This window comes from Amycolatopsis sp. NPDC088138 (assembly GCF_044741685.1).
GTDB lineage: Bacteria > Actinomycetota > Actinomycetes > Mycobacteriales > Pseudonocardiaceae > Amycolatopsis.
In genome coordinates this window covers 706,009-730,325 of record NZ_JBIUTB010000002.1, presented here as the reverse complement: position 1 = coordinate 730,325, position 24,317 = coordinate 706,009, and the positions used below count along the sequence as shown (strand labels likewise).

Here is a 24,317-nt window from a genome sequence, read left to right as displayed (position 1 = left end):
GCATGCGCTACCTGCTCCTGCTCCGCGGCGACGACACCGCGGACGAGGCCGCCGGCCCGGAGATGGCCCGGCGCTGCCACGCCTGGGGCGCCGAGCTGGCGCGGCGCGGGATCCCGCAGACCGGCACCGGCCTGCGGCCGCCGTCCGAGGCGAAGACGCTGCGGGTGCGCGACGGCGGCGTCCTGCTCACCGACGGCCCGTTCGCCGAGACCAAGGAGCAGATCGGCGGTTACGTGATCCTCGAGTGCCCCGACCGCGAGACGGCCGTCGAGGTCGCCTCGCGGCACCCGTGGGCCGAGGCCGGCACGCTCGAGCTGCGCGAGATCACACCTTCGTGAGCTTCACCGTCACCTGGTTGTCGTTGTAGGTGTAGGCCAGGTACTCGAACTCGACGCCGGTGCGCTCGACGTACTCCGTCCAGGCGCGGTACTCGTGCCGCTTCCAGCCGGGGAAGTTGAAGAACTCGTCGAAGTGCACGATGCTGCCGGCGCGCAGCCGCGGCCCGCAGAGGTCGAGGACGGTCTTGGCGGAGCTGTAGAGATCACCGTCCACGTGCAGGAAGTCGACGTGCCCGGGGTGCTGCTCCAGGAACCCGGGGAGGCTGTCGGCGAACAGGCCGACGACCAGCTCGGCGCCCGGGACGTCCGGCAGGTCGTCGCGGGCGAACGCGCCGGCGGGCATGCCGTTGAGCCACGCCTCGGGCAGGCCGTCGAACGAGTCGAAGCCGTAGACCTGCTCGCCGTTGCGCTCGCGGGTGATGGTGCGCAGCGTGTTGCCGGACGCGACACCGAACTCCAGCGCCATTCCGCCGTGCGGCGCCAGGGAAAGCGCGTACTCGAGTGTCTCCTTCGGACGGCCGAAGTGCCGGGCGCCGACCAGGTTCTCGCGGGCGAAGACGTTGCTCTCCAGCGCGGCGTCCTGGTCGCCGGCGTAGACGATGTCGCGGCGGCTGCGGATTTCGAACTCCACCACCCGATCGAGGAGCCGGTCACCCTGACGGACGATCTCTTCGCGCAGTTCCGCGCTCATCCGGTTCAGCTGATCGGTGTACGGGTCTTGCACTTTCGAGGCCACCCGGAACAACAGCCTGCCCAGCGTGCGCCTCAGGGTTTTCGTTGCGGACGACCGGGTTCCCGTCTGGTTCATCCCGGGACGGTACCCGAAGCCCGCACCACCCGGGCGCTGCCCTGCGCGGCGGCGCACAGCGTCGCCGCGCCGTCACCGTCCACTGTGTACACTTCGCAGCGGCAGGTGGCCCGCGACCGCCCGGCCTGCACGACGACGGCGCGCGCCCGGAGCGTGACGCCCGTCGCCGGGCGGAGGTAGTCGATGGTGAAGCCGGCGGTGAGCAGCTCGGGCCCGAGCACGGTGCCCGCGGCGAAGGTGAGCGCGTTGTCGGCGGCGTAGGCCAGGACGCCGCCGTGGAGGTAGCGGTTCTGCTGCTTGAGCTCGTCGCGGATGTCGAGCTCGAGCGTGGCCGCGCCGTCGCCGAACTCGGCGAGCCGGGCGCCGAGCAGGCGGCTGAACGGCTGGCTCTCAAGGCCGCGGCGGGCGAAGTCGAGATCGATCACACATCCTCACTTCACTGGTGAAGTGAGGATGGCGCCCGCACCGCCACCCTGTCAAGATCGGCGCGTGCCCGAACCCGACCAGCGCCTGTTCTTCCTGCTCCAGCGGGCCGCCCACCAGCTGCGGGTGGCCGCCGACCGCCGCTGCCTCGCCGCGGCCGGCATCACGACGGCCCAGCTCGGCGCGCTCTTCGCCGTACAGCAGGAGGGCCGCCTGACCCAGCGCGAGCTCGCCGCGCGGCTCGGCCAGCGCGAATCGGCGGTGACGGCGATGGTCACCCGGCTCGCCGACGCGGGGCTCGTCGGCCGGAGCACGCACCCGAGTGAGCACCGCGCGGTCGTGCTGGAGCTGACCGCGGCGGGCGAGGACGCGCTGGCCCGGGTCGCGCCGGTGGTCGAGGAGTTCAACGCGCAGCTGCACGCCGTCCTGGGCGACGACGGCTTCCGCCGGACCGCGGAAGCCGTCGGCAAGCTGGCGCGGCGCGAGTGGTGATCAGGCCACGACGAGCCGGAACCCGGCATCCCATTCCGGCAGGTCCAGCAGGTCACGGTGCTCCTCGTGCCAGCGGCCGGACGCCAGGTCCGCGCGCAGCCGCGCCATCCCGCGCGCCACGGCGCCGGGCGCCGTCTGGGCCAGCGCCGAACACGCCTGCCGCACCGCCGGGTCGAGGTAGGCCTCCGGGCGCCGCCAGTGGGCCGGGAAGACGCCGTCCGTGAAGTCCCACGGCACCGGCAGCGGGACGACGCTCGCCGCGCCCAGCTCAGTCGCGATGTCCGCGGCCGACGGGCGGGACCGCTCCAGCTCCGCCACTTCCGGCACGTACTCGCGCACCAGCCAGAAGTCGTTGTGGCGCGCGGTGTCGTAGGCCAGCACGACCTGCCGCCGCGCCACCCGGCGCAGCTCGGCGAGGCCGCGCCGCCAGTCCGGCCAGTGGTGCACGGTCAGCACCGCGAGCGCGGCGTCGAACGTGCCCGCCGCGAACGGCAGCGCCTCCGCGACCGCGCGCACCACCGGCGCGGCGCCGGGCGGGCGCTGCCGGATCATCTCCGCCGACGGCTCCACGGCCGCGACCCGCCGCCCGGGCGGCTCGTAGGACCCGGTGCCCGAGCCGACGTCGAGCACCGATGACGCGTCTCCCAGCGCATCGAGCAGCGGCGCGAGCCAGCGCGGGTCGGTCCGCCTGCCCAGCGCGTACCCGACGCCGATCTTGTCGTAAGCCGTCATCACAACCCCCAGGCCGACGCCGATTTCGTTGCGGTAACCGGCACCCCCGAGCCTAGTTTCCCCGGTGACGGAAGGGGATTCCATGAGCAGGATCATCGTGTTCGGCGCCGGCGGCCGGGCCGGACGGCGGGTCGTCGCCGAAGCGACAGCGAGGGGCCACCAGGTCACCGCGGCGGCACGCCACGAAGGGGCCGACGTCACCGACGCGGACAGCGTCGCGGCGGCGGTGGCCGGGCACGACGCGGTCGTCAGCGTCGCGTACGCCGCCGGAACAGCATCGGCCGAGTTCTTCCCGGCCGCCGCTCGCGCGCTCGTGCGCGGGATGGGCCGCGCCGGGGTCGGCCGGCTGGTCGTCGCCGGGATCGGCACCACGCTGGAGACGTCGCCCGGCGTCGCGGTGCACGACGCGCCGGACTTCCCGGCCGAGCACCGGGCGTTCTCGCTGGGGCACACGGCCGAGCTGGCGGTACTGCGCGAGAGCGACCTGGACTGGCTGGTCGTCGCACCGCCGCCGGTCGTGCTGGGCGAAGGCGACGGCACGGGCTCCTACCGCACCGCCGTCACCACGCTCGTCCCGGCGGAGTCGTTCACCTACGCGGACTTCGCGCTCGCGCTGGTCGACGAGGCGACAACCCCGAAGCACTCGCGGGTGCTCCTGGCCGTGGCCTAACGCTCCGGGGTGTCGCCGCCGTTCTGCTCGGCGAGGAACCGTTCGAACTGCGTCCCGAGCTCTTCGGCGGTCGGCATGTGCTCGACGGACTCCGCGAGCAGGCTGCCCTTCTCGGACGCCTCGACGAACGCGTCGTACTGCCGCTCCAGCGCGCGGACGACGTCGGCGGCGTTCTCGTCGGACGCGGCGATCTGCCGTTCGATCTCGGCGGAGGCCAGGTCCGCCGCTTCGCGCAGCTCCCCGACGACCAGGTTCAGCCCGGTCGCGCGGCCCAGCGCGTCGAGCAGGTTGAGCGACGCGGCCGGGTAGGTCGACTGGGCGAGGTAGTGGGGCACGTGCGCGGCGAACCCGACCGCGTCGTGTCCCCACTCGCCGAGCCGGTACTCCAGCAGCGCCGCGGCGCTGCCCGGCACCTGCATCCGGTTGGGCAGCGGCTGGTGCTCGCCGACCAGGTCCTGGCGGGTGGCGTGCGCGGTGACGCCGAGCGGGCGGGTGTGCGGCGCGCCCATCGGGATGCCGTGGAACCCGGCGGTGAGCCGGACGCCCCAGCGCTCGACGAGGTTGCGGACCGCGGCGCAGAACCGCTCCCAGTCGTGGTCCGGCTCCGGGCCGGACAGCATCAGGAACGGCGTCTCGTCGGCGTCGTGCAGCAGGTGGACGACCAGTTCCGGCGCGTCGTAGTCCTCCCAGTGGTCCACCGCGTAGGTCATCGTCGGGCGCCGCGACCGGTAGTCGATGAGGCGGTCGACGTCGAACCGCGCGACCACCCGGTGGTCACCACCCAGCAGGTGCTCGGCCAGCAGGCGCCCCGCCGAGCCGGCGTCCATGAACCCTTCGAAGTGGTGCAGCAACACCGCCCCCGTCAGGTCGGGGACGTCCGAGTCCACCTCGTACAGGTCGTCGGGATCGAATCCCACCGGATCCTCCTGCTGCTCTCCGACACGTATGCGAATCCTTCAAGCACAACACACCCCGACGGGGATTCCATTCCACCGGCTGTGCGGGCGATCGTAACGGCATGCGATCGAGGCCGGACCGGATCGGCATCGTGACACTTGTCCTGGGCACGCAAGCCACCGATCGGGCACGCTGAAGCGGTGAGCGAACACACCGAGAGTACGGCCCTGCGGCTGCGGCCGCCGGCACACCGGGTCAGCCCCCGGGCCATCGGCTACTGGACGACGACCGCCGCGATCCTCTGGATCGTGCTGATCGGCGTGCAGACGCTCATCGTCCTGACCAGCGACGACGCGCCCGCGTTCCTCAGCGTGACGCTCGTGGTCTCCTGCGTGCTCGGCCCGCTGCACCTGATCGTCATGCCGCAGTGGCGCTACCGCGTGCACCGCTGGGAGGTCACCGGGGAAGCCGTCTACACGCAGGCGGGCTGGCTGAAGCAGCAGTGGCGGATCGCGCCGATCTCGCGGATCCAGACCGTCGACATCGAGCGTGACCCGTTCGAGCAGCTCTTCGGGTTGGCGAAGATCACGGTGACGACGGCGTCCGCGGCGGGCCCGCTGCGCATCTCGGGCCTCACGCACACCCGGGCGCTGGAGCTGGCCGACGAGCTGACCAAGACGACTCAAGCGATCCGGGGGGACGCGACGTGAGCACCGAAGCCGTCGTGGTCCTGCCCGCCGAGGGCACGCAGGACGCGCCGTGGCACCACCTGGACCGGCGCATGCTGCTCATCCGGCCGGTGCTGGACCTGGTGAAGTCGCTGCCGGTGCTGCTCGGCGCGCTGCTGTTCGGCCACGGCGAGCCGTGGCAGTGGATCGGCCTGGTCTTCACCGCGATCGCCGTGTTCACCGGCGTCTCGCACGTGCTGACCTCGCGCTACCGGATCACCGAGTCGCAGGTCGAGTGGCACACCGGGCTGCTGCTGCGCAAGCAGCGGGCCATCCCGCGCGACCGGATCCGCACGGTCGACGTCACCTCCGAACCGAAGCACCGCCTGTTTTCGCTGGCGGCGGCGCGGATCGGCACCGGGCGGCACAACCACGGCAAGGGGCCGAACAAGGACGAGCTGGTGCTCGACGCCGTCACGGTCGCCGAAGCCCAGCGGCTGCGGACGCTGCTGCTGCACCGCAAGGCCGTGCCGGCGGCTTCGGAAACAGCCACGGACGAGCCCGCGCCGCCGGCCGAGCAGCTCGTCGCCGCCGTCGACAAGCGCTGGCTGCGGTACGCGCCGTTCACCCTCTCCGGGCTGGCGGTGGTGGGTGCCGCGGTCGGCACCGTCTACCACTTCGCGCACGAGCTGCACTTCGACCCGGTGCAGTTCTCGCTGGTCCGCACGGTCGTCGGGCACTTCGCCGACACACCGACGTGGGTCAGCCTGGTGCTCGCCGCCGTCGGGCTGCTGGTGCTCGTGTCGATCCTGTCGGTCGGCGGGTACATCCTCTCGTTCTGGAACTTCCGGCTCACCCGCGAGCCCGCCGGCACCCTGCACATCCGGCGCGGCCTGATCACGACACGCTCGGTGTCGATCGAAGAGGACCGCCTGCGCGGCGTCGAGGTCCGCGAGCCCCTGCCGCTGCGCCTGGCCGGCGGCGCGCGCTGCGTCGCCATCGCGGGTGGCCTGCGTGAGGGCAAGGGCGCGGACAAGGGTGGCGGCCTCCTGCTGCCGCCGGCCCCGGTCGCCCGGGTCCACGAGGTCGTCGCGTCGGTGCTCGGCGAAGACCCTGCGGCGACGCCGCTGACGCGCCACCCGCGCCGCGCGCTCTACCGCCGGCTGTCCCGGGCGGTCATCGGCGTGCTCGTCCTGGCCGCCGCGCTCTACGGCCTGGCGTGGCTGGGCGCGCTGCCGGACTGGCCGTGGCAGGTGGCGCTGGTGCTGCTGCCGTTCGCGGTGCTGGTGGGCTGGGACCGCTACCGCGGCCTCGGCCACGCGCTGACGGGCCGCTACCTGGTGACGCGCTCGGGCTCCCTCGACCGCGGCACGGCGGTCGTCCAGAGCGACGGCATGACGGGAATCGTGGTCGAGCGCTCGTTCTTCCAGCGCCGGGCGGGCCTGGTGACGCTGATCGTCCCGGTGGCCGCGGGCAAGGGCCACTACAAGGTGCTGGACATCGGCGAGGTGGACGGCCTGGACCTGGCGGACCGGGCCGCGCCGGGCCTGCTGACGCCGTTCCTGGAACGCTGACCCCGGACACCGGGAGCGCGGCTACGCCTTCCGGCCGACCCCGGCCATGATGAGCGATTCGTTGGCGGCCGCGAACTCGATGGCGGGCTCGGTCGGCGAGCGATCCTCGGGATGCCAATCGGTGGTCCACGTGAGACCGGGGGAAATCAGGTCGAAATCACCGAAGAGCCCGCGAATTTCGTCGTGGCCGCGCCAGATGACGGGACTGCTCTTCTGGTCGTACATCTCCTTCAGTTTCACCAATGGTTCGTCGTAGTCCGGCGGAACTCCCTCGTCGGTGATGTGGGAGATGGCGAGGAAGGAACCGGGCGGCACGATTTCCCGGTAGCGCGCCACGGCGGCCGGCCCGACGTCACCCGTGTCCCCGCTTTGCCGCGAAGCGGGCTGCTGTACGTGCAGGACCGCGATGAGCAGGACCGCCACGGGTTTGCCGAGGTCGAGGATGCCGATGTCGTCCACCTGTTTCCAGAGCCGGTCGGGGGCACGCATGTCGGCGTGGATCGCCGCGTGGCGGCGGTGGTCCCCGTGTTCTTCCAGCAGCCCTTGGGAATGCGACACGGCGATCGGGTCGTAGTCGGCGTAGACGACCCTGGTGCGCCCCGGCGCGAGGTCGTCGGCGACCTGGTGGGCGTGCTGCATGGTCGGCAGTCCGGCGCCGATGTCGATGAACTGGGTGATACCCAGGCGAATGAGGTGACGCACGACGCGGTGGAGGAACACGCGGTTGGCCTTGGCGATCTTGCCGAGCATCGGAAACTCGCTCAGGACCGCGTCGCCGAACTTGCGGTCGACGGCCCAGGACGCGTCACCGCCGAGGTAATAGTCGTAGACGCGGGCGACGCTGGGACGCTGCATATCGATGCCGGGAGGTGGATATGCCTCGAGTTCCCCGTCCTCGTCGGCCACTGAAGTCCCCTTCCCCGCGTGGAGCATTACCAGTTCCTTTACCGAGAGTAGTTCATGAATGACGCATCGACATATAGAGCACCCGGAGGATTTGCTAACCCGTCCCGGTGTCACCCGAAGCCGTGCGGTGACACCGGTCGCGCAGTTCGGCGAGGGTGTCCTCGGCGCTGTCCGCGAGATCCAGCAGCGCTTCCCACGCCCGGTGCCACGTCGGCAGCTGGTCCTTGTTGACCCAGTGCGCGTTGGAGATGTCTTCGCTGTAGGCCTGGTCGCGCTCTTCACCGGCAAACTGCATGATCACGAAATCGGGTCCCGGATCGGGGGTGGCGCGATACCGCAGGAAACGGATCGTGATGTTCTCCCGGCCGGCCAGCTTGAGCATGTGCGCGAGCTGGTCCTCCGCGATGTCGGCGGGCTGCGCGCACAGCCGGTCCAGCGCCGATTCGCTGACGACGAACAGGAAGCTCCTGCCGGGTTCGTCGAACATGCGCTGCCGCTTCTTCCGCTGCAGCAGGCGTTCGGCCATCACGGTTCCTCGCCGGGCACCGTCGAAAACCAGGAGCATGTACGCCTCGGACTGGAGCAGCCCGTTGATCCGCTCGCCGGTCCACGACAGGATCGTGCGGGCACGCTGTTCGTGCGCGATGACCGGGGCGAACCACGCCGGGGTGGCGACCCGGTCCGAGCCGCGCAACCGCGCGGGCGCGTTCGCGGTCTCGCAGAGCCGCACCATTTCCGCCACGGTCTCCGGGCCGGTGCCGCAAGCGGCGGTCCAGGCGAGCAGACCCTCGCGCGAGATGGACGTCTCGCCTTGTTCGATCTTGCTCACCGTCGACTGCGACCGGCCCAGCACCTCGACCATGTGGTGCTGGTTCAGCTTGGCCTCGTCACGCTGTTCCTTCAGCAGCCTGCCGAGAACGCTTCGCAGCGTGTCGTCCGTGGGAGGCGCCGGATCGTCAGGTGCCATCACCGCCCCCACCGGCCCGGAAATCCGGCGACCGCGCGGACCCCGCCGCGATCGACGTCCGTCAGGCGGTCGTGTGCCTGTTCACCGCATCGGTGAAAGCCTGCCAGCTGAGCGGCGGGAATTCCAGCACCGGAGACACGGCGATCTTGCTGTCGCGGACCCCGACGGCATCGGGGGTGACGAGGTTGACCTCCACGCAGGTACCGCCGTTGGAACCGCTGAAACTCGACCGGTGCCAGCCATTCGCGTCGAAGACGGTGGTGGATGGTGAGGCGCCGTAGAACCGCATCGCTCCCCCTCGGAGTTCGCGTATCGAATATTCGATGCCAGAATGGGCGTCGAATATTCGGCACGCAAGTCCTCCACGAGCCGATCCAGGTCATGTTCACTCCATCGAAGTCGATCAGTCCGTCGGGACGCGGGCGAGCGAGGTGGCCGGCGCCGGCGGGTCCGCCTTCGGCCGGCGGGCCGCCTGGAGGCAGAGAATCCCGGTCACCGCCGCGCTCGCGGCGCCCAGCCCCGGCTGCGACGAGGACACGACCAGCCCCGCCGCCACCGCGAGCAGGCCGGTCCGGAAGGTCGTCGGCCAGTCGCCGACGACGACACCCGCGACTTCGGGCCACGACGACGGCAGGCGCCGCCCCGGCCTGCCGCGATGCCGCCGCCGGCGACGGCGGCCCTCCACGGGAAAGTCGACGTCCACCACCTGGATTCGCCGCAGGCACGGCTTGCCGCCGGCGAATTCGATCACCACCTTGGTCCCGCGTGAGCCTGCCGGTAAAGGCTCCGCGCAAGTGTGATCAACGGCGTGTTCTGCGGGCACCAGGCAACGATCGGGGTCCGGGGTCATATTTTCTTTGTCTCCCTTCTGTTCCACCAGTGTGACACAAGATGAATTGCGCACACCCGCCCGGCCCCAATGCGGCAACCGGCAGTACGCCGAATATTCGACGTGCGACACGATAGAGTGAAACGCCTGGTCAAGATGAGGATTTACCGGTATTGCGGCAACCATTACGCAATTCTTCGAATATTCGCCGCCGACAACCGGGAAAGAATGGAAATCACGCATTCGCCTTTCCCGACCCGGTCGCGCATTCACGTCGGCGACACACCCGCACGGACCCCCGCCCCGCTGTCCACACCAGGACCGGCTACAACGAGTTCGACGACAGCGAGCAACCTGTCTCATATCGGCGGTGAGCCCCGCCAGGAGAACCGATCACCGGAATGCTGGCCTTCGTTTCACGGACCGTGCTAATTTATTCACCCCGTGTGATAGCGAAGGTCGTTTTTGTCTCACCGAGAGGTCATGATGACGCCTGCCGTCAGTGCCGTCGACGGTCCCGCCACCACTTCCCCGCGCCGTACCCCCGGTGCCAGCAGCTCCCGCAAGGTCCTGCAGCTGCTCCTGGCGTTTTCCGAGCGCCGGTGGGAGGCCAGCGTCGCCGAGCTCGCCGCCACGATCGGCACCCCGGTCGCGACGACCTACCGCTACGTCGCACTGCTCAAGGAGCTGCAGCTGCTCGAAGAGGGCACCGCCGGGCACTACCACCTGACCAGCCAGGTGATGCCGCTGGCGCGGGCCGCACAGCTGGCGAACGACCTCGTCCGGCTGGCCAAGCCGGCCATGGAGGAAGCCGCGCGCGAGCTCGGCGAGACCGTGATGCTGTTCCAGCAGTTCGGCGACGCCGCGGTGTGCGCGGACCGCGTCGAGTGCGACCGCGCCATGCGCTTCACCTTCGAGCCGGGGCATTCGGTGCCGCTGGGCCTCGGCGCGTCCGGCAAGATGCTGCTCGCGCTGCTGCCCGAGATCGAGCGCGACCGGCGCCTGCCGCCGATCCTCGACCAGTACGGCACCGCGGTGAACGACGAGCTCAAGCTCGCGCAGGAGAACCGGTTTTCGGTCAGCTCCGGCGAAATCGACGAAGGCGTCTGGGCGTGTTCGGTGCCGGTGCCGGCGATGGGCAAGCGGCCGACCGTGCTGACCATGGCCGGCCCCGCCGCGCGGATCTCCGAAGCCGCCCGGGAAACGGCGATCACCGCCCTGCGCGGGTACGCGACCCGCATCGAGCGGACGATCTCGTCGTACTCGCTGTAGGAAAATCCCGCGCGCCGGAGCCGGCGCGCGGGTAGGAATGGGCCGGTGATCCGGCTCGCGCGCCCCGAGGACCTGCCCGCCCTGATCGACATCGAGGTCGAGGCGGGGAGCCTCTTCCGCGACGTCGGCATGGACGCGATCGCCGACGACGACCCGGGCTCGGTGGCGGAGCTGTCGGTCTACCAGGCCGGCGGCCGCGCCTGGGTGAGCGTCGGCGAAGACGGGCATCCGGTGGCGTACCTCGTCGCCGAGGTCGTCGACGGGCACGCGCACATCGAGCAGGTTTCGGTCCGGCCCGGCCACGCGCGGCGCGGCCTCGGCAGCGCACTCATCGACACCCTCGCCGCGTGGGCCGCGGAGCGCGGCCTGCCGGCACTCACGCTCACGACGTTCACCGAGGTGCCGTGGAACGCGCCCTACTACGAGCGCCTGCGGTTCCGCGTTCTCGAGGACGCCGAAATCGGCGACGGGCTGCGTGACATCCGTCGCTCCGAGGCCGCTCGCGGCCTGGACGCCTGGCCGCGCGTCGCGATGATCCGCCCCATCTGACCTGCGCAAATGCCCTTTTCTCCCCTACCTGGGGGATCCACTGGCGCGACCAGTCGAACATGTGTTCTACTGTGCGGGCCGGTCCCGGAGGGGGAAGCTCCGCGGGCCGGCCCAATCTTTTTCGGGGAGTCTGAGGAGGCAGCGTGGCGGTCAAGATCACCCACCTGACGAACGGCCAGCAAGTGCGTTTCGCGAACGCGGACGGCGCCCGCCGGTACGCCGAGATCATGGGCGGCGGCGTCGACAAGTGGCGGTTCACGGTGGTGCCCGAAGACCTCGCGCTCCGGAAAATGTCGGACTCGGTCGTTAACGTGCCGGTATGGCGTATGACTTCCAGGTGACCGTGGACTCGGCCGACCCGCACGTGCTCGCCGACTGGTGGGCCGAGACGCTCGGCTGGGCCGTGGAACCGACCGATGAGGACTTCATCCGCGAGATGATCGCGAAGGGCTACGCGAGCGACGCGGAGACGAGAACGTACAACGGGGCGCTGGTGTGGAAGACGGGTGCGGCCATCCGGCACCCGGACTCTCCACCGGAGGGTCCACCGAAGCGGGTGCTCTTCCAGCTGGTCCCGGAGCCCAAGACCGTGAAGAACCGGCTCCACCTCGACGTCTGGGTCGGCGCGGCCAACGTCGACGCGACGGTGGAGAAGCTGACCACGCGGGGCGCGAAGTTCCTGCACCGCGGGCAGCAGGGGCCGCACAGCTGGGTGACGGTCGCGGACCCGGAGGGCAACGAGTTCTGCGTGTCGTGACACGCGGGGTGAACGGCTCATTCCTGCCGTCGGAGGACAGGAATGAGCCGTTCACTTTTCAGCGCAGGCGGTCCAGGGCCTTCGGCAACGCCGTGGCCAGCAGGTCCAGCTCCGGTTCGGCCGCGACCAGCGGCGGTGACACGGCGATCCCGCGCCCGAGGTTGCGCACGATCACCCCTTCGTCCCGGCACGCGCGCTGCAGCTTCACCGGGGCGCCCGGGTCGGCGTCCATGACGTCGCCCGTCAGCTCCACCGCGGCGAGGAAGCCCAGGCCGGCGCGGACCTCCTTGACCAGCGGGTGGTCGCTGACACCGGCGACGGCGTCGGCGAGCGGCTTCTCGAGTTCGCGTCCGCGTGGGATCAGGCCGTCACGCTCGTAGATGTCCAGCGTGGCGAGGCCCGCCGCGCAGGCCACCGGGTGCCCGGCGTACGTCGCGCCGTGGCGGAAGATCGGCGCGCCCGGCGCCCCGGTGAAGAACGGCTCGGCCACCCGCGGGGCCACGACGAGCGCGCCGAGCGGGATGGTCCCGCCGGTGATGCCCTTCGCCGTCGTGATCATGTCCGGCTGCACCGACCAGCGGTCGATGCCGAACCAGGTGCCGAGCCGGCCCCAGGCGGCGATGACGCAGTCCGCGACGAACAGCACGTCGTGGCGCCGGCAGATCTCCGCGACCGCCTCGATGTACCCGTCCGGCGGCAGCAGCACCCCGCCCGCGCCGATGACGGGTTCGCAGAAGAACGCCGCCACCCGGTCCGCGCCCACGCGCTGGATCTCGGCCTCGAGCGCGTCCGCGCTGTCGAACGGAACGTGCGAGAACTCCGGCGGCTGCGGCCCGACCCCCGCGGCGTTGGCGGGGATCCCGCCGACGGCGGTGCCGAACCCGTGCGTGCCGTGGTACCCCTGCGTCCGGCCGATGACGTGCGCCTTCTCCGGCCGTCCGGTCTGCGCGAAGTAGGCGCGCGCGAGCTTCACGGCGGTGTCGATGACGTCCCCGCCACCGGACCCGAAGAACACCTTCGACCCGGGGGTGGGCGCCAGCTCGGCGACGCGGTCGGCGAGCTCGATCGCCGGCTCGTTCGCGTTGTAGCCGAACAGGTTGTACGAGTCGAGCGCCTGCAACTGCTTGCTGACGGCTTCGGTGATCTCCGGCCGCCCGTGCCCGAAGTTGGCGTACCAGAGCGACGCGGTGGCATCGAAGTACCGCCGCCCGCCGTCGTCCCAGACGTAGGAGCCCGCCCCACGGGTGATGACCATCCGATCCCCGTCGACGGCCCCCATGTCGGCAAACGGGTGCCAGAGGGCGTGCTTCGGCTGTGCTGACATCGGTCCTCCTCAGGTCCCGCCCCCATCCTTACCAGGGCGAAGCATCGAGCGCGAACACTCCATCGTGCACAGTCCGGCAGCCCGACCTGGCCGGATCGGCACGGCAATCGGACGTCAGCCAGGCGTGAACGCCACAATCGGACACCCGCGGAAGCTGCACTCCACAATCGGACACCCGCCCGAGCCGCACCCCACAACCGGACACCCGCCCGAGCCGCACCCCACAACCGGACACTCGCCCGAGCTGCACCCCACAAACGGACACCAGCGGAACGTGAGTCTCGCAATCGGACACCGGCAGGAACTGCACCTCGCAATCGGACATCAGCCCGAGATGAACTCCGCGATCTCGGCTTCCGAATAACCCAGCTCCGCCAGCACCTCCGAAGTGTGCTGCCCCAGCGTCGGCGGCGCGGACGTCGGCCGCGCCGGTGTGTCCGAAGCCTTCACCGGAAACCCGTTGCCCACGTAAGTCCCCACCGTCGGGTGCGGCAACCGCACCACCTGGTCCCGCGCCGCGGTCCACGGGTCCGCGTACACGTCGTCGATCTCGTTGATCGGCGCCGCCGGGATGCCCGCGTCGTCGAACGCCTTCAGCCAGTCCGCGGCCGCGCGGGTCAGGAGCACCGGCTCCAGCAGCGCGTTCAAGTCATCCCGGTGCGCTGCCCGCGCGGCGTTCGACGAGAACCGCGGATCCGCGGCGACGTCCAACCCGAGCACGCCGCAGAACGCGTGCCACAGCTTCTCACTGCCCACGGCGATGATCAGCCAGCCGTCCGAAACGTGGTACGCCTGGTACGGGACGATGCTCGGGTGCGCCGAGCCCATCCGGCGCGGCCGCGGCGCGTCGTAGAACACCGCACCCGCCGCGTAGATGTGCCAGGCCAGCTGACTGTCCAAAAGGGACACGTCGAGGTACTGGCCGCGGCCGGTGGTGTGCCGGGCCTGCAGCGCCATCAGCACCGCGATGATCGCCCACGTCCCGGCGTTCAGGTCGGCCACCGGCAGCCCGACCTTCGCCGGCGCGCCGCCGGGCTCGCCGGTCAGCGACATGACGCCGCCGAGGGCCTGCGCGACCAGGTCGTAGCCCGCGCGGTCGCGGTACGGCCCGGTCTGCCCGAACCCGGTGATCGACACGTGGATCAGCCGCGGGTTCAGCGCCGACAACGCGGCGAAGTCGATCCCCCACTTCTCCAGCGTGCCCGGCCGGAAGTTCTCGACGAGCACGTCGGCGCCCGCGACCAGCCGGCGCAGCGCGCCACGGCCCCGCTCGCTCTTCAGGTCGAGCACGATCCCGCGCTTGTTCCGGTTCGCCGCGAGGTAGTAGACGGCCTCGTCGCCGACGAACGGCGGTCCCCAGCCGCGGGTGTCGTCACCGTGGCCCGGCGGCTCGACCTTCACCACGTCGGCGCCCATCTCGCCGAGGTACTGCGTGCAGTACGGCCCGGCGAGGATGCGGGAGAGGTCGACGACCTTGATCCCGTCCAGCGGCCGGAATCCGTCAGGGGCAGGGGGCATCAACGGCTCCTCGTCGGGCTCGGCGTCCGGCCCCCTTTCTACCTCGCGCACCCCGGTGAACGGATTTCCTACTAACGGACGTAGACGGCGATCACACCCATCGTGTTGATTGTTGAGTGAGTTTGTGCAGAGTTGCGCACTCCGGGAGGGAACGATGCGTCGTCTTGTCGGGATGGCGGCCGTACTGGCCGTCTGCACGTCGATGGTCACGATCACTCAGGCCGCGGCCGCGGAACCCCAGTACTTCGCCGCCCAGCGGGTCGGCGACCGCCCGCCCATGGGCTGGAACAGCTGGAACAAGTTCGGCTGTGACATCAACGAGGACCTGATCCGCGGCGCCGCCGACGCGCTGGTTTCCTCCGGCATGAAGGACGCGGGTTACCAGTACGTCAACATCGACGACTGCTGGGCCGAACAGAACCGCACGGCCGACGGCAAGCTCGAGGCCAGCCACGAGAAGTTCCCGCACGGCATCAAGGCGCTCGCCGACTACGTCCACGGGCTCGGCCTCAAGCTCGGCATCTACACCAGCGCGGGCACGCAGACCTGCCAGAAGACCATGCCCGGCGCGCTCGACCACGAGGAGGCGGACGCGCAGTCGTTCGCCGACTGGGACGTCGACTACCTCAAGTACGACAACTGCAACAACCAGGGCCGCCCGGCGATCGAGCGCTACACGAAGATGGGCGACGCGATCAAGAAGACCGGCCGCCCGATGATCTACGCGCTCTGCGAATGGGGCGAGAACGACCCGTGGACCTGGGGCCGCGACGCCGGCGCGCAGCTCTGGCGCACCACCGGCGACATCAGTGACAACTGGGGCAGCATGACCGGCATCCTCGACCAGCAGGTCGGCCTGGAGAAGTACTCCGGTCCCGGCGGCTGGAACGACCCGGACATGCTCGAGGTCGGCAACGGCGGCATGACCGACGCCGAGTACCGCTCGCACTTCTCGCTCTGGGCGCTGCTGAACGCACCGCTGCTGGCCGGGAACGACCTGCCCGCGATGTCGGCGGCGAGCAAGAAGATCCTGGAGAACAAGGACGTCATCGCGCTCGACCAGGACTGGGCGGGCACCCAGGGCCACAAGATCCGCGACGACGGTGACACCGAGGTCTGGGCCAAGCCGATGTCCGACGGCTCGGCCGCGGTCGTGCTGTTCAACCGCGGTTCCGCGACCGCGGCGATGAGCACGACGGCGAAGGACCTCGGTCTCAAGGGCCACGACTACCGCGTCCGCGACCTCTGGAGCGGCACCGAAACCGAGACGGCCGGGACACTCCGCGCAGCCGTCCCCTCCCACGGCTCGGCCGTGTTCCGCGTCTGGCCGGCCACGCACCCGGCGGCCGCGCCGATGACGACGCTGGCCCTGCCGAGCCCGGACTACGTGCCCGCCGACCGTCCGCTGACGACGACGCTCAAGGTGACCAACGACGGCAGCACGCCGATCGCGGACGTCCGGACCACCGTCACGGCGCCCGCGGGCTGGAAGCTGGACGGCCCCGGCTCGTTCACGACGCCGGTCGTCCTGCCGGGCAAGAGCTGGCAGAAGGAGGTCACCTTCAAGCCGGTTTCCCCGTCGGGCGACCACGTCACCCTCACCGCGAAGGCGAGCTACCTGACACTGTGGGGCAAGCGCGACCTGACGTCGGAAGGCACGTCGCCGCTGGTCTCGCGGCCGCCGTCGGGCACGACCGCGCTGTCGAAGGCGCCGTGGATGTCCTCGGACAACGGCTGGGGCCCGGTCGAACGCGGCACGAGCAACGGCGAGGCCGACGCGGGTGACGGCCACAAGATCACCATCGCCGGCACCGGGTACGACGACGGGATCGGCGCCCACGCCCCGTCGAGCGTCCGGATCTACGTGGGTGCGGGCTGCACGTCGGTCAGCGCGCTGGTCGGGATGGACGACGAGAACTCCGGTGGCAGCGCGGGGTTCCGCCTGCTCGGCGACGGCAAGGAGCTGGCCGCCACCGGCGTCATGCACCCCGGTGACCAGGCCCAGCCTCTGTCTGCCCAGCTGTCGGGCGTCCAGGTGCTGGAGCTGTCGGTGAACGACGGCGGCGACGGCAACACCAACGACCACGCCGACTGGGCGAACGCCACGATCACCTGCTGAGGCAGGGAATTCACGCACCACCCGCCGCCCCCGGCCCCCTCCGGCCGGGGGCGGCGTTTTCCTTTTGTGTGTAACAGCCCCAAGTCGGCGGACGACTCCCGGACGGGGCACGGGACACCCCGGGGCCGCTTTCCGCGCCAGGTAGCACCATGAGTTACCGCAGAGGAAAACGATGATCGACCCATTCACCGCCGCGCACGTCGTCGGAGGCGGGTACCGGCTGTACAAATGGCTCCAGCAATGCGTGGAGTGCGGCCTGACCGTCCACAACAAGGACCGGAAAGCACTCTACTTCGCGGTGTGCTGGGTCCACGACAAGGGATCGGAGTCCTGGGGCTGGTACAAGGTGCCCAAGTACGAGAGCCGCACGATCGGCGTGCCGGTACCGCGCATCGGCAGCAGCACCTTCTACCTCTACGCGCAGAACAACAAGGGCGAGCGCTGGCCCGGCACGAAGAACTTCTACGTCGCCAACCCCCAGGGAAAGCTCGTCGACGGCCAGTCGTTCACCGTCGTCGACGCCGCCACGAACTCCCCGGAGCTGGTCCGCAACCAGGGCGTGGGCCGCCTTTCGGTGGTGTCCGGAACCGCCAAGGTGATCACCGGCGACGACAGTTTCGTGTTCGCCGGATAAGCCGTCACTCGCTGAGGTCGATGAGCAGGGCTTCGGCGTCGCGGAGGTAGCGGTCCAGCGCCGCCTCCGCGACGTCGAACCGGCCACGCCTCAGGTCTTCCAGGATCTGCTCGTGGCACTCCAGGAACGGCTCGTAGAACTCCCGGGTGTTCTCGTTGAGCACGAAGAACAACCGGGTCTCGGCGAGCACCTGGCGCATCGTGGCGGAGATCCGCTCGCTGCCGGCGAGGTCGGCCAGCGCCTGGTGGAAGTGGATGCTCGCGGTGCCGACGGCCGTCCAGTCGGACGTCTTCGCCGCCTCGCGGCCGTCACGCAGCGCCGCCTCGGCCGCCGAAAGATCCACAGTGGACAACTCGGCCGCGCGGCGCAAGGCCCCGCATTCGGTGGCCCGGCGCACGACGTAGAGGTCTTCGATGTCCTCGGTGGTCAGTTCGCGCACGAACACGCCGCGGTTCAGCTCGTGCACGGCCAGCCGTTCGTGGGCCAGCAGCTGGAACGACTCGCGCAGCGTGTTGCGCGAAACGCCCAGCGCCGAGCTGATCACCGGCTCGGAAAGCCGTTCACCGGGGGCGAAAACGCCGTCGGTGATGTACTGGCGCAGGATCGCCGCGACCCGCTCGGCCGTGCCGCTGCGCTCGAGCAGGTGCCGCTCGCGCTCCAGCCCCGAGGCGTCCACAGTGGACATCCCGGCACCGCTACCTGACGCCGAGTTCGAAGTCGAGGCTGTACCGGTTGCCCGGCATCGCCCCCGCGGCCTTCGCGCCGTCGATCGGCAGCACGACACCGTTGACGAACCTGGATTCGTCGCTGGCCAGGAACACCACGGCCTTCGCGACCTCCCACGCCTCGCCGACGCGGGCCGCCGGGGTGCTCGCGACGAGCTGGTGCTGCTTGGTCTCGAACTCCTCGGCCGAAGCGAGCGTGCTGCGCAGCATGTCGGTGTCGATCGCGCCCGGGTTCACCGTGTTGGCACGGATGCCCTGGTGCGCGTGGGCGACGGCGATCGACTTCGTCAGCCCGACCAGCGCGTGCTTGGTGGCGTTGTACACCGGGTCGGCGGGGCGGCCCATCACGCCGCCGTTGGACGACGTCGTGACGATGCTGCCCGCCTTGCGCTCGATCATGTGCGGCAGCACGGCGCGGGTGCCGAGGAACGCGGCCCGCACGTTGAGCGCGAAGATGTTGTCGAACTCGGCCAGCGTCGTGTCGGCCAGCGGCTTGCCGAGGTGGATGCCGACGTTGTTGAACAGCACGTCGATCCGCCCGGCCTCGGCGAGGACCCCGTCGACGAAGGCGTCGACCTGCTTCTCGTCGGTGGCGTCGACGATCTCGTGCCGGCAGCCGTCGATCTTCTCGGCGGGCTCGCGGATGTCGGAGGCGAACACCGTCGCGCCCTCGGCGAGGAACTCCTTCACCGTGGCGAGGCCGATCCCCCGCGCGCCGCCGAAGACGACCGCCACCTTGCCGGCCAACCGACCCATCACTTACCCGCTCTCAGTCGTGCTGTCTGGTCTTCGTCCACCGCGTAGTCCTCCGGCATCCGGACGAGTGTGTCCGTTTCCCCGAGGTACCGCACTTCGACGCCGTACACCTCGCGCGCCGCCGCCACCGAGACGTACCCCTCGACGACGTCGGCGAGGACCGCCGCCACCGGCCGTTCCCGCGGCGGCCCGTAACCGCCACCGCCGGGGAGCGTGACGTCCACAACGGACTCCGCGGCGAGCGTAACGCGGCTCTTCGACGGCAGGTCGGCTCCGCCGCGCAGGCCGAACCGTCCGGGTGAGCCCGGGCCGCCACCGTCCACACCGGACGCTGCCGCCCGTACGCGGTCGACGTTCCCGTTGACACTCCAGGAATCCACGTCACGCGCCACCATCGTGGTCACCTGTCCGAGGCCGCCGCGTCGCCGTCCCGCCCCGCCGGAATCCACGCGCAGCTCACGAGAACGCTGCACGAGCGGCGCCATCGTCTCGATGACCTCGGTCGGCGTCGAACGGAGTCCACTCGGGAAACCCGTGGTGTTCAAGCCGTCCTTGTCCGCCCGCGCGCCCATGCCACCGGTCTGGAAGACGTTGAGCATGAACCCCGGGCCACGCCAGATCGTCATCCACAGCGCGTCCGCGCTCGGCGCGATCGCGGTGCCGGGCAGCGCGCCGATCAGCAGTGACGGCAGGAAGTGCCCGATCAGGTGCCGCGACGCGACCGGCGCCGGCGGCAGGCAGTTCAGCACCGACCCCTCGGGCGCGGACACGTGCACCGGCCGGAACGACCCGGCGTTGTGCGGCACCGCCGGCGAGATCGCCGCCTTGACGGCGAACGACGCGTACGCCCGGGTGTAGTTGAGCACGACGTTGATCCCGCGGCGGCTCTGCGGCGACGAGCCTGCGAAGTCGAGGTGGATCTCGTCACCGTCCACAGTGGCCTTGACGCGCAGGACGATCTCTTCGTCGTCGAAACCGTCGGTGGTGATCTCGTTGGTGTACGTCCCGTCGGGCAGCTCCCGCAGCGCGTCCCGCAGGGCCTTTTCGGAGCGGTTCATGATCTCGGCGGCGACGTCGTCGAGCGAGCCGAGCCCGAACTCCTCCAGCAGCCGCAGCAGGCTCGCCGCCCCGACCTCGTTGCCGGTGACCTGCGCGTACAGGTCGCCGATGGTCTCCTCCGGCGTGCGCACGTTGGCGCGGATCAGCCGTTCCAGATCGGCGTTGACCTCACCCGCGCGGAGGAAATTGAGGATCGGCAGGCGCAGGCCTTCTTCGAAGACCTCGTGCGCCTCGGCGGACACGAGCCGGCCGCCGATGTCCGGCGCGTGGCAGCACGACGCGAACCACGCGACCAGCCGGCCGCGCAGGAACACCGGCGTCGCCACGGTGATGTCGTTGATCTGCCCGGCGGTCTGCCACGGGTCGTTGGTGAGCAGCACATCGCCGGGTTCGAGCTGGTCGGGTGGGTACGCGGCGACGAAGTGGTGCATGCCGGTCGCCATCGCGTTGATGTGACCGGGGGTGCCGCCGACGGACTGCCCGATCATCTCGCCGCGGGAGTCGAACACCGCGCACGCCAGGTCGAGCGATTCGCGGACCACCGCGGAGAAGGCCGTGTTGACCAGCGCGTTCTGCTGTTCGGCGAGGATCGAGTGCAGCCGGTTGGCGAACAGTCCCACCAGGATGGGATCGACCGTCACACCGTCACCTCCAGTCCCGCATCACCTCGGACGACGCAGTGGGCACCGGGTGGGACGACCACAGTGGACTCACGTTCCTCCACGATGGCCGGACCGTCGACGCGGTCACCGGGCTCGAGCCGGTACCGATCGAACACGGCGGTGTCGACAAATCCACCTGCCGCCGGGAAGTAGGCCTGGCGGCTGCCCTTGCGCGCATCTCCCGCGGACTCGGCCGAGGCCAGGCGGAGGGTGACGTCCGGGGCCGGCCCGCTGGAGACGACCCGCCAGTTCAGCACTTCGACGCCGACTTCGGGCCCGGAGCGCCGGTAGAGCGCGCGGTAGGTCGCCGTGAACTCGTCGATCAGGGTGCCCGGCCAGCTGCCGCCGTGCACCGGCACGCGGATTTCGTACCCCTGCCCGGAGTAGCGCATCTCGGCGATCCGCCGGTGTGTCACGTTGTCCACACCGGACTTCGCGAGCAGCGCCGCGCCTTCGGCCTCCATCTCCGCGAACAGCGCGTCGACCTGCTCCCACGACAGGTCGAGCACGGCCGCGCGGGCCGACCGGACGAAGTCGAACGCCAGCGGCGCGGTGAGGAACCCGGCCGCGCTGAGCACCCCGGCGGCCGGCGGCGCGACGATCGACGGCGCCCCGAGTGCGCGGGCGACACCGGCGCCGTGCACCGGGCCCGCGCCGCCGAAGGTGTACATCGGCAGTTTCGCGGGATCCTGCCCGCGCTCGACGGCGTGCACGCGCGCGGCGTTCGCCATGTCCTCGTTGACGCTCGTGTGGATGCCCCACGCGGCCTCTTCGACGCTGACGCCCAGCTTTTCGGCAATGCGGCCTAACGCTTCACGCGCAGCCGACGCGTCGAGCGCCATCCCGCCGCCCAGGAAGTAATCCGGGTCGAGGTAGCCGAGCACCAGGTCGGCGTCGGTGACCGTGGGCTCGGTGCCACCGCGGCCGTAACACGCGGGGCCGGGTTCGGACCCGGCCGAGTCGGGGCCGACGGTCAGCAGCCCCAGCGCGTCGATCCGGGCGATCGACCCGCCGCCGACACCGATCTCGATCATGTCGATGACCGGCACCTGCACCGGCAGCCCGGACCCGGGCAGCAGCCGGTACTTCCGGTCCACTTCGAACTGGTGCGTCACGAGCGGCGCGCCGTCGGCGATCAGGCAGAGTTTCGCCGTCGTGCCGCCCATGTCGAAGGCCAGCAGGTCCGCGGGCCCCAGCGACGCCGCGGCGATCGCGCCGCCGGCTGGGCCGGACTCGAGGATGCGGATGGGGTACCGGGCCGCGGTGTCCACAGTGGCCAGACCGCCGTTGGACAGCATGATGTGCGGCGCGCCGGTGACCCCGAGGCGTCGCAACCGGTGTTCGAGATCGCGTAGGTAGCGCTCGGTGAGGTCCTGGACGTAGACGTTCGCGACCGTGGTCGACGCGCGCTCGAACTCGCGGATCTCGGGCACGACCTCCGACGACAGCGCGACCCGCAGCCCGGGCGCGACCTCGGCGAGCACCTCGGCCGCGCGCCGTTCGTGCGCCGGGTTGGTGAAGGCGTGCAGGAAGCAGATCGCGACCGCGCCGATCCCGCGGGCCGCCAGCTCGCGCCCGAGCCTGCGCACGTACTCCTCGTCGAGTCCGATGTGGACGGACCCGTCGGCGAGGATCCGTTCCGGGACGTCGAACCGCAGGTGCCGCGGGACCAGCGGCTCGGGCAGCTCGATGGCCAGGTCGTACAGCTCGTACCGGTGCTCGCGGCGCATTTCGAGGACGTCGCGGAAACCGGCGGTCGCGAGCAGCGCGGTGCGCGAGCCCTTGCGCTCGATCAGCGCGTTGGTCACCAGGGTCGTCCCGTGCACGACCTGCTCGACGTCGCTCGCGGCGATCCCGGCGCCGGTGAAGAGCGCGGCCAGACCCTCCTCGACGGCGCGGGCCGGCTCGTCGTGCGTGGTCAGCACCTTGCCGACGGCGACGATCCCGGTGCCGTCCACCGCGCAGAGGTCGGTGAACGTGCCACCGATGTCGACACCGACCTTCACTTGCGGTACCACCGCGGCGAAGTGTTCAGCGGCGGCTTCAGCTTGGCCTTCACGACCAGCACGTTCGGCTCGTCCGACTCGACGAACTCCCCGAGCAGCCGCCGGAACGCGCGCCCGAACCCGGACACGCGGTCGGCGTGCACCCCGAAGGAGCGGGCCAGACCGACGAAGTCGGGGCTGTCCCAGTCGACCCCGCGGCGCGGCAGGCCTTCCCGCTCCTGGTCGTAGCGCAGCATGCCGTAACCGCCGTCGTCGACCACGACCACCGTGACCGGCAGCTGTTCCTGCGCGAGCGTCGCGAGATCACCGCAGGCGTAGAGGAAGCCGCCGTCACCGGTGATGCAGATGGCCCGGCCGGTGCCGGCCGCGGCGGCGCCGAGCGAGGCCGGGAAGCCGTAACCGAGAGTGCCCCAGCCCATCGGGTAGGCGAGCTTGCGCGGCGCCCGAACCCGGTGGAAGCCACCGACCCAGTAGCCGGCGACACACATGTCCGACACCAGCACCGCGTCCGTCGGCAGCACTTCGTCCAAAGTGGACAGCAGGTCGAACGCCTGCGGTTCCTCCTCGCGGATCCGCTGGCGGACCCGGCGGCCGATGCCGGCCAGCCGCAGCGTGATGTCGTCGAGGCCGTCCCGCTGCTTCGGCAGCAGCCGCTCGACGATCGCGCGCGCGTCCCCGACCAGCGTCAGGTCCGGCGGGTAGTTCTTGGCGGCGTCGTCGGCGTCGACGTTGATCGCGATGAGCTGGGGTGGCTGGGGCATCAGCCAGTTCTGCGTCATCAGGCCGTCGAAGTCGGTGCCGATGGCGAGCACGACGTCGGCCTCGTCCCACAGCTCGCCGACCTCCGGCGTGTGCACCGGGTTCGGCGCCAGGCAGGGGTGGTCGAGCGGCAGCAGGCCGCGGGCGGCGAACGTGGTGATCACCGGCGCGGCCAGCTTCTCCGCGAGCGCCCCGATCGCTTCGCCCGCACCCGAACGCAGCGCGCCACCACCGGCCCAGATCAGCGGGCGCTGCGCGTCGGACAGCAGCGCCTCGGCGCGGGCGAGGTCGGGGACGTCGCTCTCGGGCTTGCGGTGCGGCGCGGGCGGGCGCCGGTGCGGCACGGACTCGCGCAGGTAGTCGGTCGGCACGCCGAGGTACACCGGGCCGCTCTGCGGCTGCAGCGCGAGCCGCGCCGCGCGGTGCACGGTCGTCCCGATCTGGTCGGCCGCGCGGACGGTGAAGCCGCCCTTGGTGATCGGCGCGAACATCGCCTGCTGGTCCGACGTCTCGTGCAGCACCCCGCGCACGACACCGGGGCGCCGCAGCGTCGAGGGGATGTCGGTGGCGATGACCAGCACCGGAGCGGCGGACGCCATGGCCTCGCCGACCGCGCCGAGCGTGTTGGCGGCGCCGGGCCCGGTGGTGACCAGCGCGACGCCGAGCTTCCCGGTGGCGCGGGCGTACCCGTCGGCGGCGTATCCGGCGGTCTGTTCGTGGCGGACCCCGACGAGCTTGATGCCGACCTCGGCGAACGCCTCCCACAAGGGCAGGTTGTGCACCCCCGGCAGGCCGAAGGCGATCTCCGTTCCCAGCGCCTTCAGCGCGTCCGCCAGCTCCCGCGCACCACTCACAGCCACGGCCCGGATACTG

Annotated in this window: 25 protein-coding genes and 1 pseudogene; 11 read left to right on the top strand and 15 right to left on the bottom strand. The window is 70.8% G+C overall.

What is annotated here, in order from left to right; translation table 11 throughout:
- Positions 1-2 precede the first annotated feature (2 nt).
- On the top strand, positions 3-338 hold the full coding sequence (locus ACIOD2_RS10915; RefSeq protein WP_400536589.1) for a YciI family protein: 336 nt from the start codon (positions 3-5) through the stop codon (positions 336-338).
- Here the strand turns inward: ACIOD2_RS10915 and ACIOD2_RS10910 are convergent.
- Complete coding sequence (locus ACIOD2_RS10910; RefSeq protein ID WP_400537994.1) at positions 325-1,038, bottom strand: class I SAM-dependent methyltransferase; 714 nt, start codon at positions 1,036-1,038, stop codon at positions 325-327. The genes ACIOD2_RS10915 and ACIOD2_RS10910 overlap by 14 nt on opposite strands.
- Before the next feature lie 104 nt (positions 1,039-1,142).
- Positions 1,143-1,571, bottom strand: a complete 429-nt coding sequence (locus tag ACIOD2_RS10905; RefSeq protein WP_400536588.1) for a PaaI family thioesterase — start codon at positions 1,569-1,571, stop codon at positions 1,143-1,145.
- A gap of 64 nt (positions 1,572-1,635) precedes the next feature.
- On the opposite strand from ACIOD2_RS10905, the gene ACIOD2_RS10900 reads away from it, so the two are divergent.
- Positions 1,636-2,061 carry a MarR family winged helix-turn-helix transcriptional regulator gene (locus ACIOD2_RS10900; protein WP_400536587.1) on the top strand — a complete coding sequence of 142 codons (426 nt, stop codon included), beginning with the start codon at positions 1,636-1,638 and terminating at the stop codon, positions 2,059-2,061.
- On the opposite strand, the gene ACIOD2_RS10895 is transcribed toward ACIOD2_RS10900, so the two are convergent.
- Positions 2,062-2,793 (bottom strand): class I SAM-dependent methyltransferase, encoded by a 732-nt coding sequence (locus tag ACIOD2_RS10895; protein WP_400537992.1) that lies wholly within the window; start codon positions 2,791-2,793, stop codon positions 2,062-2,064.
- An 82-nt stretch (positions 2,794-2,875) separates the two neighbouring features.
- Here ACIOD2_RS10895 and ACIOD2_RS10890 point away from each other — a divergent pair, with 82 nt between their 5' ends.
- Entirely contained in the window at positions 2,876-3,463 is a 588-nt protein-coding gene (locus ACIOD2_RS10890; RefSeq protein ID WP_400536586.1) for an NAD(P)-dependent oxidoreductase, read from the top strand.
- Here the strand turns inward: ACIOD2_RS10890 and ACIOD2_RS10885 are convergent.
- Positions 3,460-4,380, bottom strand: coding sequence for a proteasome assembly chaperone family protein (locus tag ACIOD2_RS10885; protein WP_400536585.1), 921 nt, complete (start codon positions 4,378-4,380; stop codon positions 3,460-3,462). The two genes, ACIOD2_RS10890 and ACIOD2_RS10885, sit on opposite strands and share 4 nt — an antisense overlap.
- 138 nt (positions 4,381-4,518) lie before the next feature.
- Here ACIOD2_RS10885 and ACIOD2_RS10880 point away from each other — a divergent pair, with 138 nt between their 5' ends.
- Together ACIOD2_RS10880 and ACIOD2_RS10875 are read left to right on the top strand one after the other, a co-directional pair.
- Positions 4,519-5,070 (top strand): PH domain-containing protein, encoded by a 552-nt coding sequence (locus ACIOD2_RS10880; RefSeq protein WP_392758836.1) that lies wholly within the window; start codon positions 4,519-4,521, stop codon positions 5,068-5,070.
- Between the two features lie 71 nt (positions 5,071-5,141).
- On the top strand, positions 5,142-6,602 hold the full coding sequence (locus ACIOD2_RS10875) for a PH domain-containing protein (protein WP_400537990.1): 1,461 nt from the start codon (positions 5,142-5,144) through the stop codon (positions 6,600-6,602).
- Positions 6,603-6,623: 21 nt separating this feature from the next.
- On the opposite strand, the gene ACIOD2_RS10870 is transcribed toward ACIOD2_RS10875, so the two are convergent.
- From ACIOD2_RS10870 to ACIOD2_RS10855, 4 genes are all read right to left on the bottom strand, one after another.
- Complete coding sequence (locus ACIOD2_RS10870) at positions 6,624-7,508, bottom strand: SAM-dependent methyltransferase (RefSeq protein WP_400536584.1); 885 nt, start codon at positions 7,506-7,508, stop codon at positions 6,624-6,626.
- 94 nt (positions 7,509-7,602) lie between these two features.
- Positions 7,603-8,475 carry a helix-turn-helix domain-containing protein gene (locus ACIOD2_RS10865; RefSeq protein ID WP_400536583.1) on the bottom strand — a complete coding sequence of 291 codons (873 nt, stop codon included), beginning with the start codon at positions 8,473-8,475 and terminating at the stop codon, positions 7,603-7,605.
- Positions 8,476-8,536: 61 nt separating this feature from the next.
- Entirely contained in the window at positions 8,537-8,764 is a 228-nt protein-coding gene (locus ACIOD2_RS10860; protein WP_400536582.1) for a DUF397 domain-containing protein, read from the bottom strand.
- Positions 8,765-8,878: 114 nt separating this feature from the next.
- A complete protein-coding gene (locus ACIOD2_RS10855; RefSeq protein WP_400536581.1) occupies positions 8,879-9,226 on the bottom strand; it encodes a hypothetical protein in 348 nt (115 codons plus the stop codon).
- Positions 9,227-9,790: 564 nt separating this feature from the next.
- Here ACIOD2_RS10855 and ACIOD2_RS10850 point away from each other — a divergent pair.
- From ACIOD2_RS10850 to ACIOD2_RS10835, 4 genes and pseudogenes are all read left to right on the top strand, one after another.
- Positions 9,791-10,576 carry an IclR family transcriptional regulator gene (locus ACIOD2_RS10850; protein ID WP_400537988.1) on the top strand — a complete coding sequence of 262 codons (786 nt, stop codon included), beginning with the start codon at positions 9,791-9,793 and terminating at the stop codon, positions 10,574-10,576.
- A 24-nt stretch (positions 10,577-10,600) separates the two neighbouring features.
- Positions 10,601-11,125 (top strand): annotated as a pseudogene (locus tag ACIOD2_RS10845) (GNAT family N-acetyltransferase); the annotation flags it as partial.
- 143 nt (positions 11,126-11,268) lie between these two features.
- Positions 11,269-11,466: a hypothetical protein gene (locus tag ACIOD2_RS10840; protein ID WP_323323023.1), complete on the top strand. Its 198-nt coding sequence runs from the start codon at positions 11,269-11,271 to the stop codon at positions 11,464-11,466.
- Positions 11,445-11,882, top strand: coding sequence for a VOC family protein (locus ACIOD2_RS10835; RefSeq protein WP_400536580.1), 438 nt, complete (start codon positions 11,445-11,447; stop codon positions 11,880-11,882). Before ACIOD2_RS10840 ends, ACIOD2_RS10835 begins: the two co-directional genes overlap by 22 nt.
- A gap of 58 nt (positions 11,883-11,940) precedes the next feature.
- Here the strand turns inward: ACIOD2_RS10835 and ACIOD2_RS10830 are convergent, their stop codons facing one another.
- Positions 11,941-13,206 (bottom strand): aspartate aminotransferase family protein, encoded by a 1,266-nt coding sequence (locus ACIOD2_RS10830; protein WP_400536579.1) that lies wholly within the window; start codon positions 13,204-13,206, stop codon positions 11,941-11,943.
- Between the two features lie 324 nt (positions 13,207-13,530).
- Positions 13,531-14,724: a CaiB/BaiF CoA transferase family protein gene (locus tag ACIOD2_RS10825; RefSeq protein ID WP_400536578.1), complete on the bottom strand. Its 1,194-nt coding sequence runs from the start codon at positions 14,722-14,724 to the stop codon at positions 13,531-13,533.
- 154 nt (positions 14,725-14,878) lie between these two features.
- Here ACIOD2_RS10825 and ACIOD2_RS10820 point away from each other — a divergent pair, with 154 nt between their 5' ends.
- Positions 14,879-16,843 (top strand): NPCBM/NEW2 domain-containing protein, encoded by a 1,965-nt coding sequence (locus tag ACIOD2_RS10820; RefSeq protein ID WP_400536577.1) that lies wholly within the window; start codon positions 14,879-14,881, stop codon positions 16,841-16,843.
- Between the two features lie 172 nt (positions 16,844-17,015).
- Complete coding sequence (locus ACIOD2_RS10815; protein WP_400536576.1) at positions 17,016-17,477, top strand: hypothetical protein; 462 nt, start codon at positions 17,016-17,018, stop codon at positions 17,475-17,477.
- A gap of 4 nt (positions 17,478-17,481) precedes the next feature.
- Here the strand turns inward: ACIOD2_RS10815 and ACIOD2_RS10810 are convergent, their stop codons facing one another.
- Genes ACIOD2_RS10810 through ACIOD2_RS10790 form a run of 5 tightly spaced genes read right to left on the bottom strand, consistent with a single transcriptional unit; the run spans position 17,482 to position 24,304 of the window.
- Positions 17,482-18,162 (bottom strand): GntR family transcriptional regulator, encoded by a 681-nt coding sequence (locus ACIOD2_RS10810; protein ID WP_400536575.1) that lies wholly within the window; start codon positions 18,160-18,162, stop codon positions 17,482-17,484.
- Between the two features lie 10 nt (positions 18,163-18,172).
- Complete coding sequence (locus tag ACIOD2_RS10805) at positions 18,173-18,958, bottom strand: SDR family NAD(P)-dependent oxidoreductase (protein WP_400536574.1); 786 nt, start codon at positions 18,956-18,958, stop codon at positions 18,173-18,175.
- Positions 18,958-20,658, bottom strand: a complete 1,701-nt coding sequence (locus ACIOD2_RS10800) for a hydantoinase B/oxoprolinase family protein (RefSeq protein WP_400536573.1) — start codon at positions 20,656-20,658, stop codon at positions 18,958-18,960. The genes ACIOD2_RS10805 and ACIOD2_RS10800 overlap by 1 nt, the downstream gene beginning before the upstream one ends.
- Entirely contained in the window at positions 20,655-22,685 is a 2,031-nt protein-coding gene (locus tag ACIOD2_RS10795) for a hydantoinase/oxoprolinase family protein (RefSeq protein WP_400536572.1), read from the bottom strand. The genes ACIOD2_RS10800 and ACIOD2_RS10795 overlap by 4 nt, the downstream gene beginning before the upstream one ends.
- Complete coding sequence (locus ACIOD2_RS10790) at positions 22,682-24,304, bottom strand: thiamine pyrophosphate-binding protein (protein WP_323323041.1); 1,623 nt, start codon at positions 24,302-24,304, stop codon at positions 22,682-22,684. Before ACIOD2_RS10790 ends, ACIOD2_RS10795 begins: the two co-directional genes overlap by 4 nt.
- Positions 24,305-24,317: the final 13 nt, after the last annotated feature.

What these genes read in the sequence shown, in the direction of transcription:
- ACIOD2_RS10915 (WP_400536589.1), top strand. Translation starts at nt 3, where the DNA reads ATGCGCTACCTGCTCCTGCTCCGCGGCGACGACACCGCGGACGAGGCC.
- ACIOD2_RS10895 (WP_400537992.1), bottom strand. Translation starts at nt 2,793, where the DNA reads ATGACGGCTTACGACAAGATCGGCGTCGGGTACGCGCTGGGCAGGCGG.
- ACIOD2_RS10890 (WP_400536586.1), top strand. Translation starts at nt 2,876, where the DNA reads ATGAGCAGGATCATCGTGTTCGGCGCCGGCGGCCGGGCCGGACGGCGG.
- ACIOD2_RS10875 (WP_400537990.1), top strand. Translation starts at nt 5,142, where the DNA reads ATGCTGCTCATCCGGCCGGTGCTGGACCTGGTGAAGTCGCTGCCGGTG.
- ACIOD2_RS10865 (WP_400536583.1), bottom strand. Translation starts at nt 8,475, where the DNA reads ATGGCACCTGACGATCCGGCGCCTCCCACGGACGACACGCTGCGAAGC.
- ACIOD2_RS10860 (WP_400536582.1), bottom strand. Translation starts at nt 8,764, where the DNA reads ATGCGGTTCTACGGCGCCTCACCATCCACCACCGTCTTCGACGCGAAT.
- ACIOD2_RS10850 (WP_400537988.1), top strand. Translation starts at nt 9,791, where the DNA reads ATGACGCCTGCCGTCAGTGCCGTCGACGGTCCCGCCACCACTTCCCCG.
- ACIOD2_RS10835 (WP_400536580.1), top strand. Translation starts at nt 11,445, where the DNA reads ATGGCGTATGACTTCCAGGTGACCGTGGACTCGGCCGACCCGCACGTG.
- ACIOD2_RS10830 (WP_400536579.1), bottom strand. Translation starts at nt 13,206, where the DNA reads ATGTCAGCACAGCCGAAGCACGCCCTCTGGCACCCGTTTGCCGACATG.
- ACIOD2_RS10825 (WP_400536578.1), bottom strand. Translation starts at nt 14,724, where the DNA reads ATGCCCCCTGCCCCTGACGGATTCCGGCCGCTGGACGGGATCAAGGTC.
- ACIOD2_RS10820 (WP_400536577.1), top strand. Translation starts at nt 14,879, where the DNA reads ATGCGTCGTCTTGTCGGGATGGCGGCCGTACTGGCCGTCTGCACGTCG.
- ACIOD2_RS10815 (WP_400536576.1), top strand. Translation starts at nt 17,016, where the DNA reads ATGATCGACCCATTCACCGCCGCGCACGTCGTCGGAGGCGGGTACCGG.
- ACIOD2_RS10810 (WP_400536575.1), bottom strand. Translation starts at nt 18,162, where the DNA reads ATGTCCACTGTGGACGCCTCGGGGCTGGAGCGCGAGCGGCACCTGCTC.
- ACIOD2_RS10805 (WP_400536574.1), bottom strand. Translation starts at nt 18,958, where the DNA reads ATGGGTCGGTTGGCCGGCAAGGTGGCGGTCGTCTTCGGCGGCGCGCGG.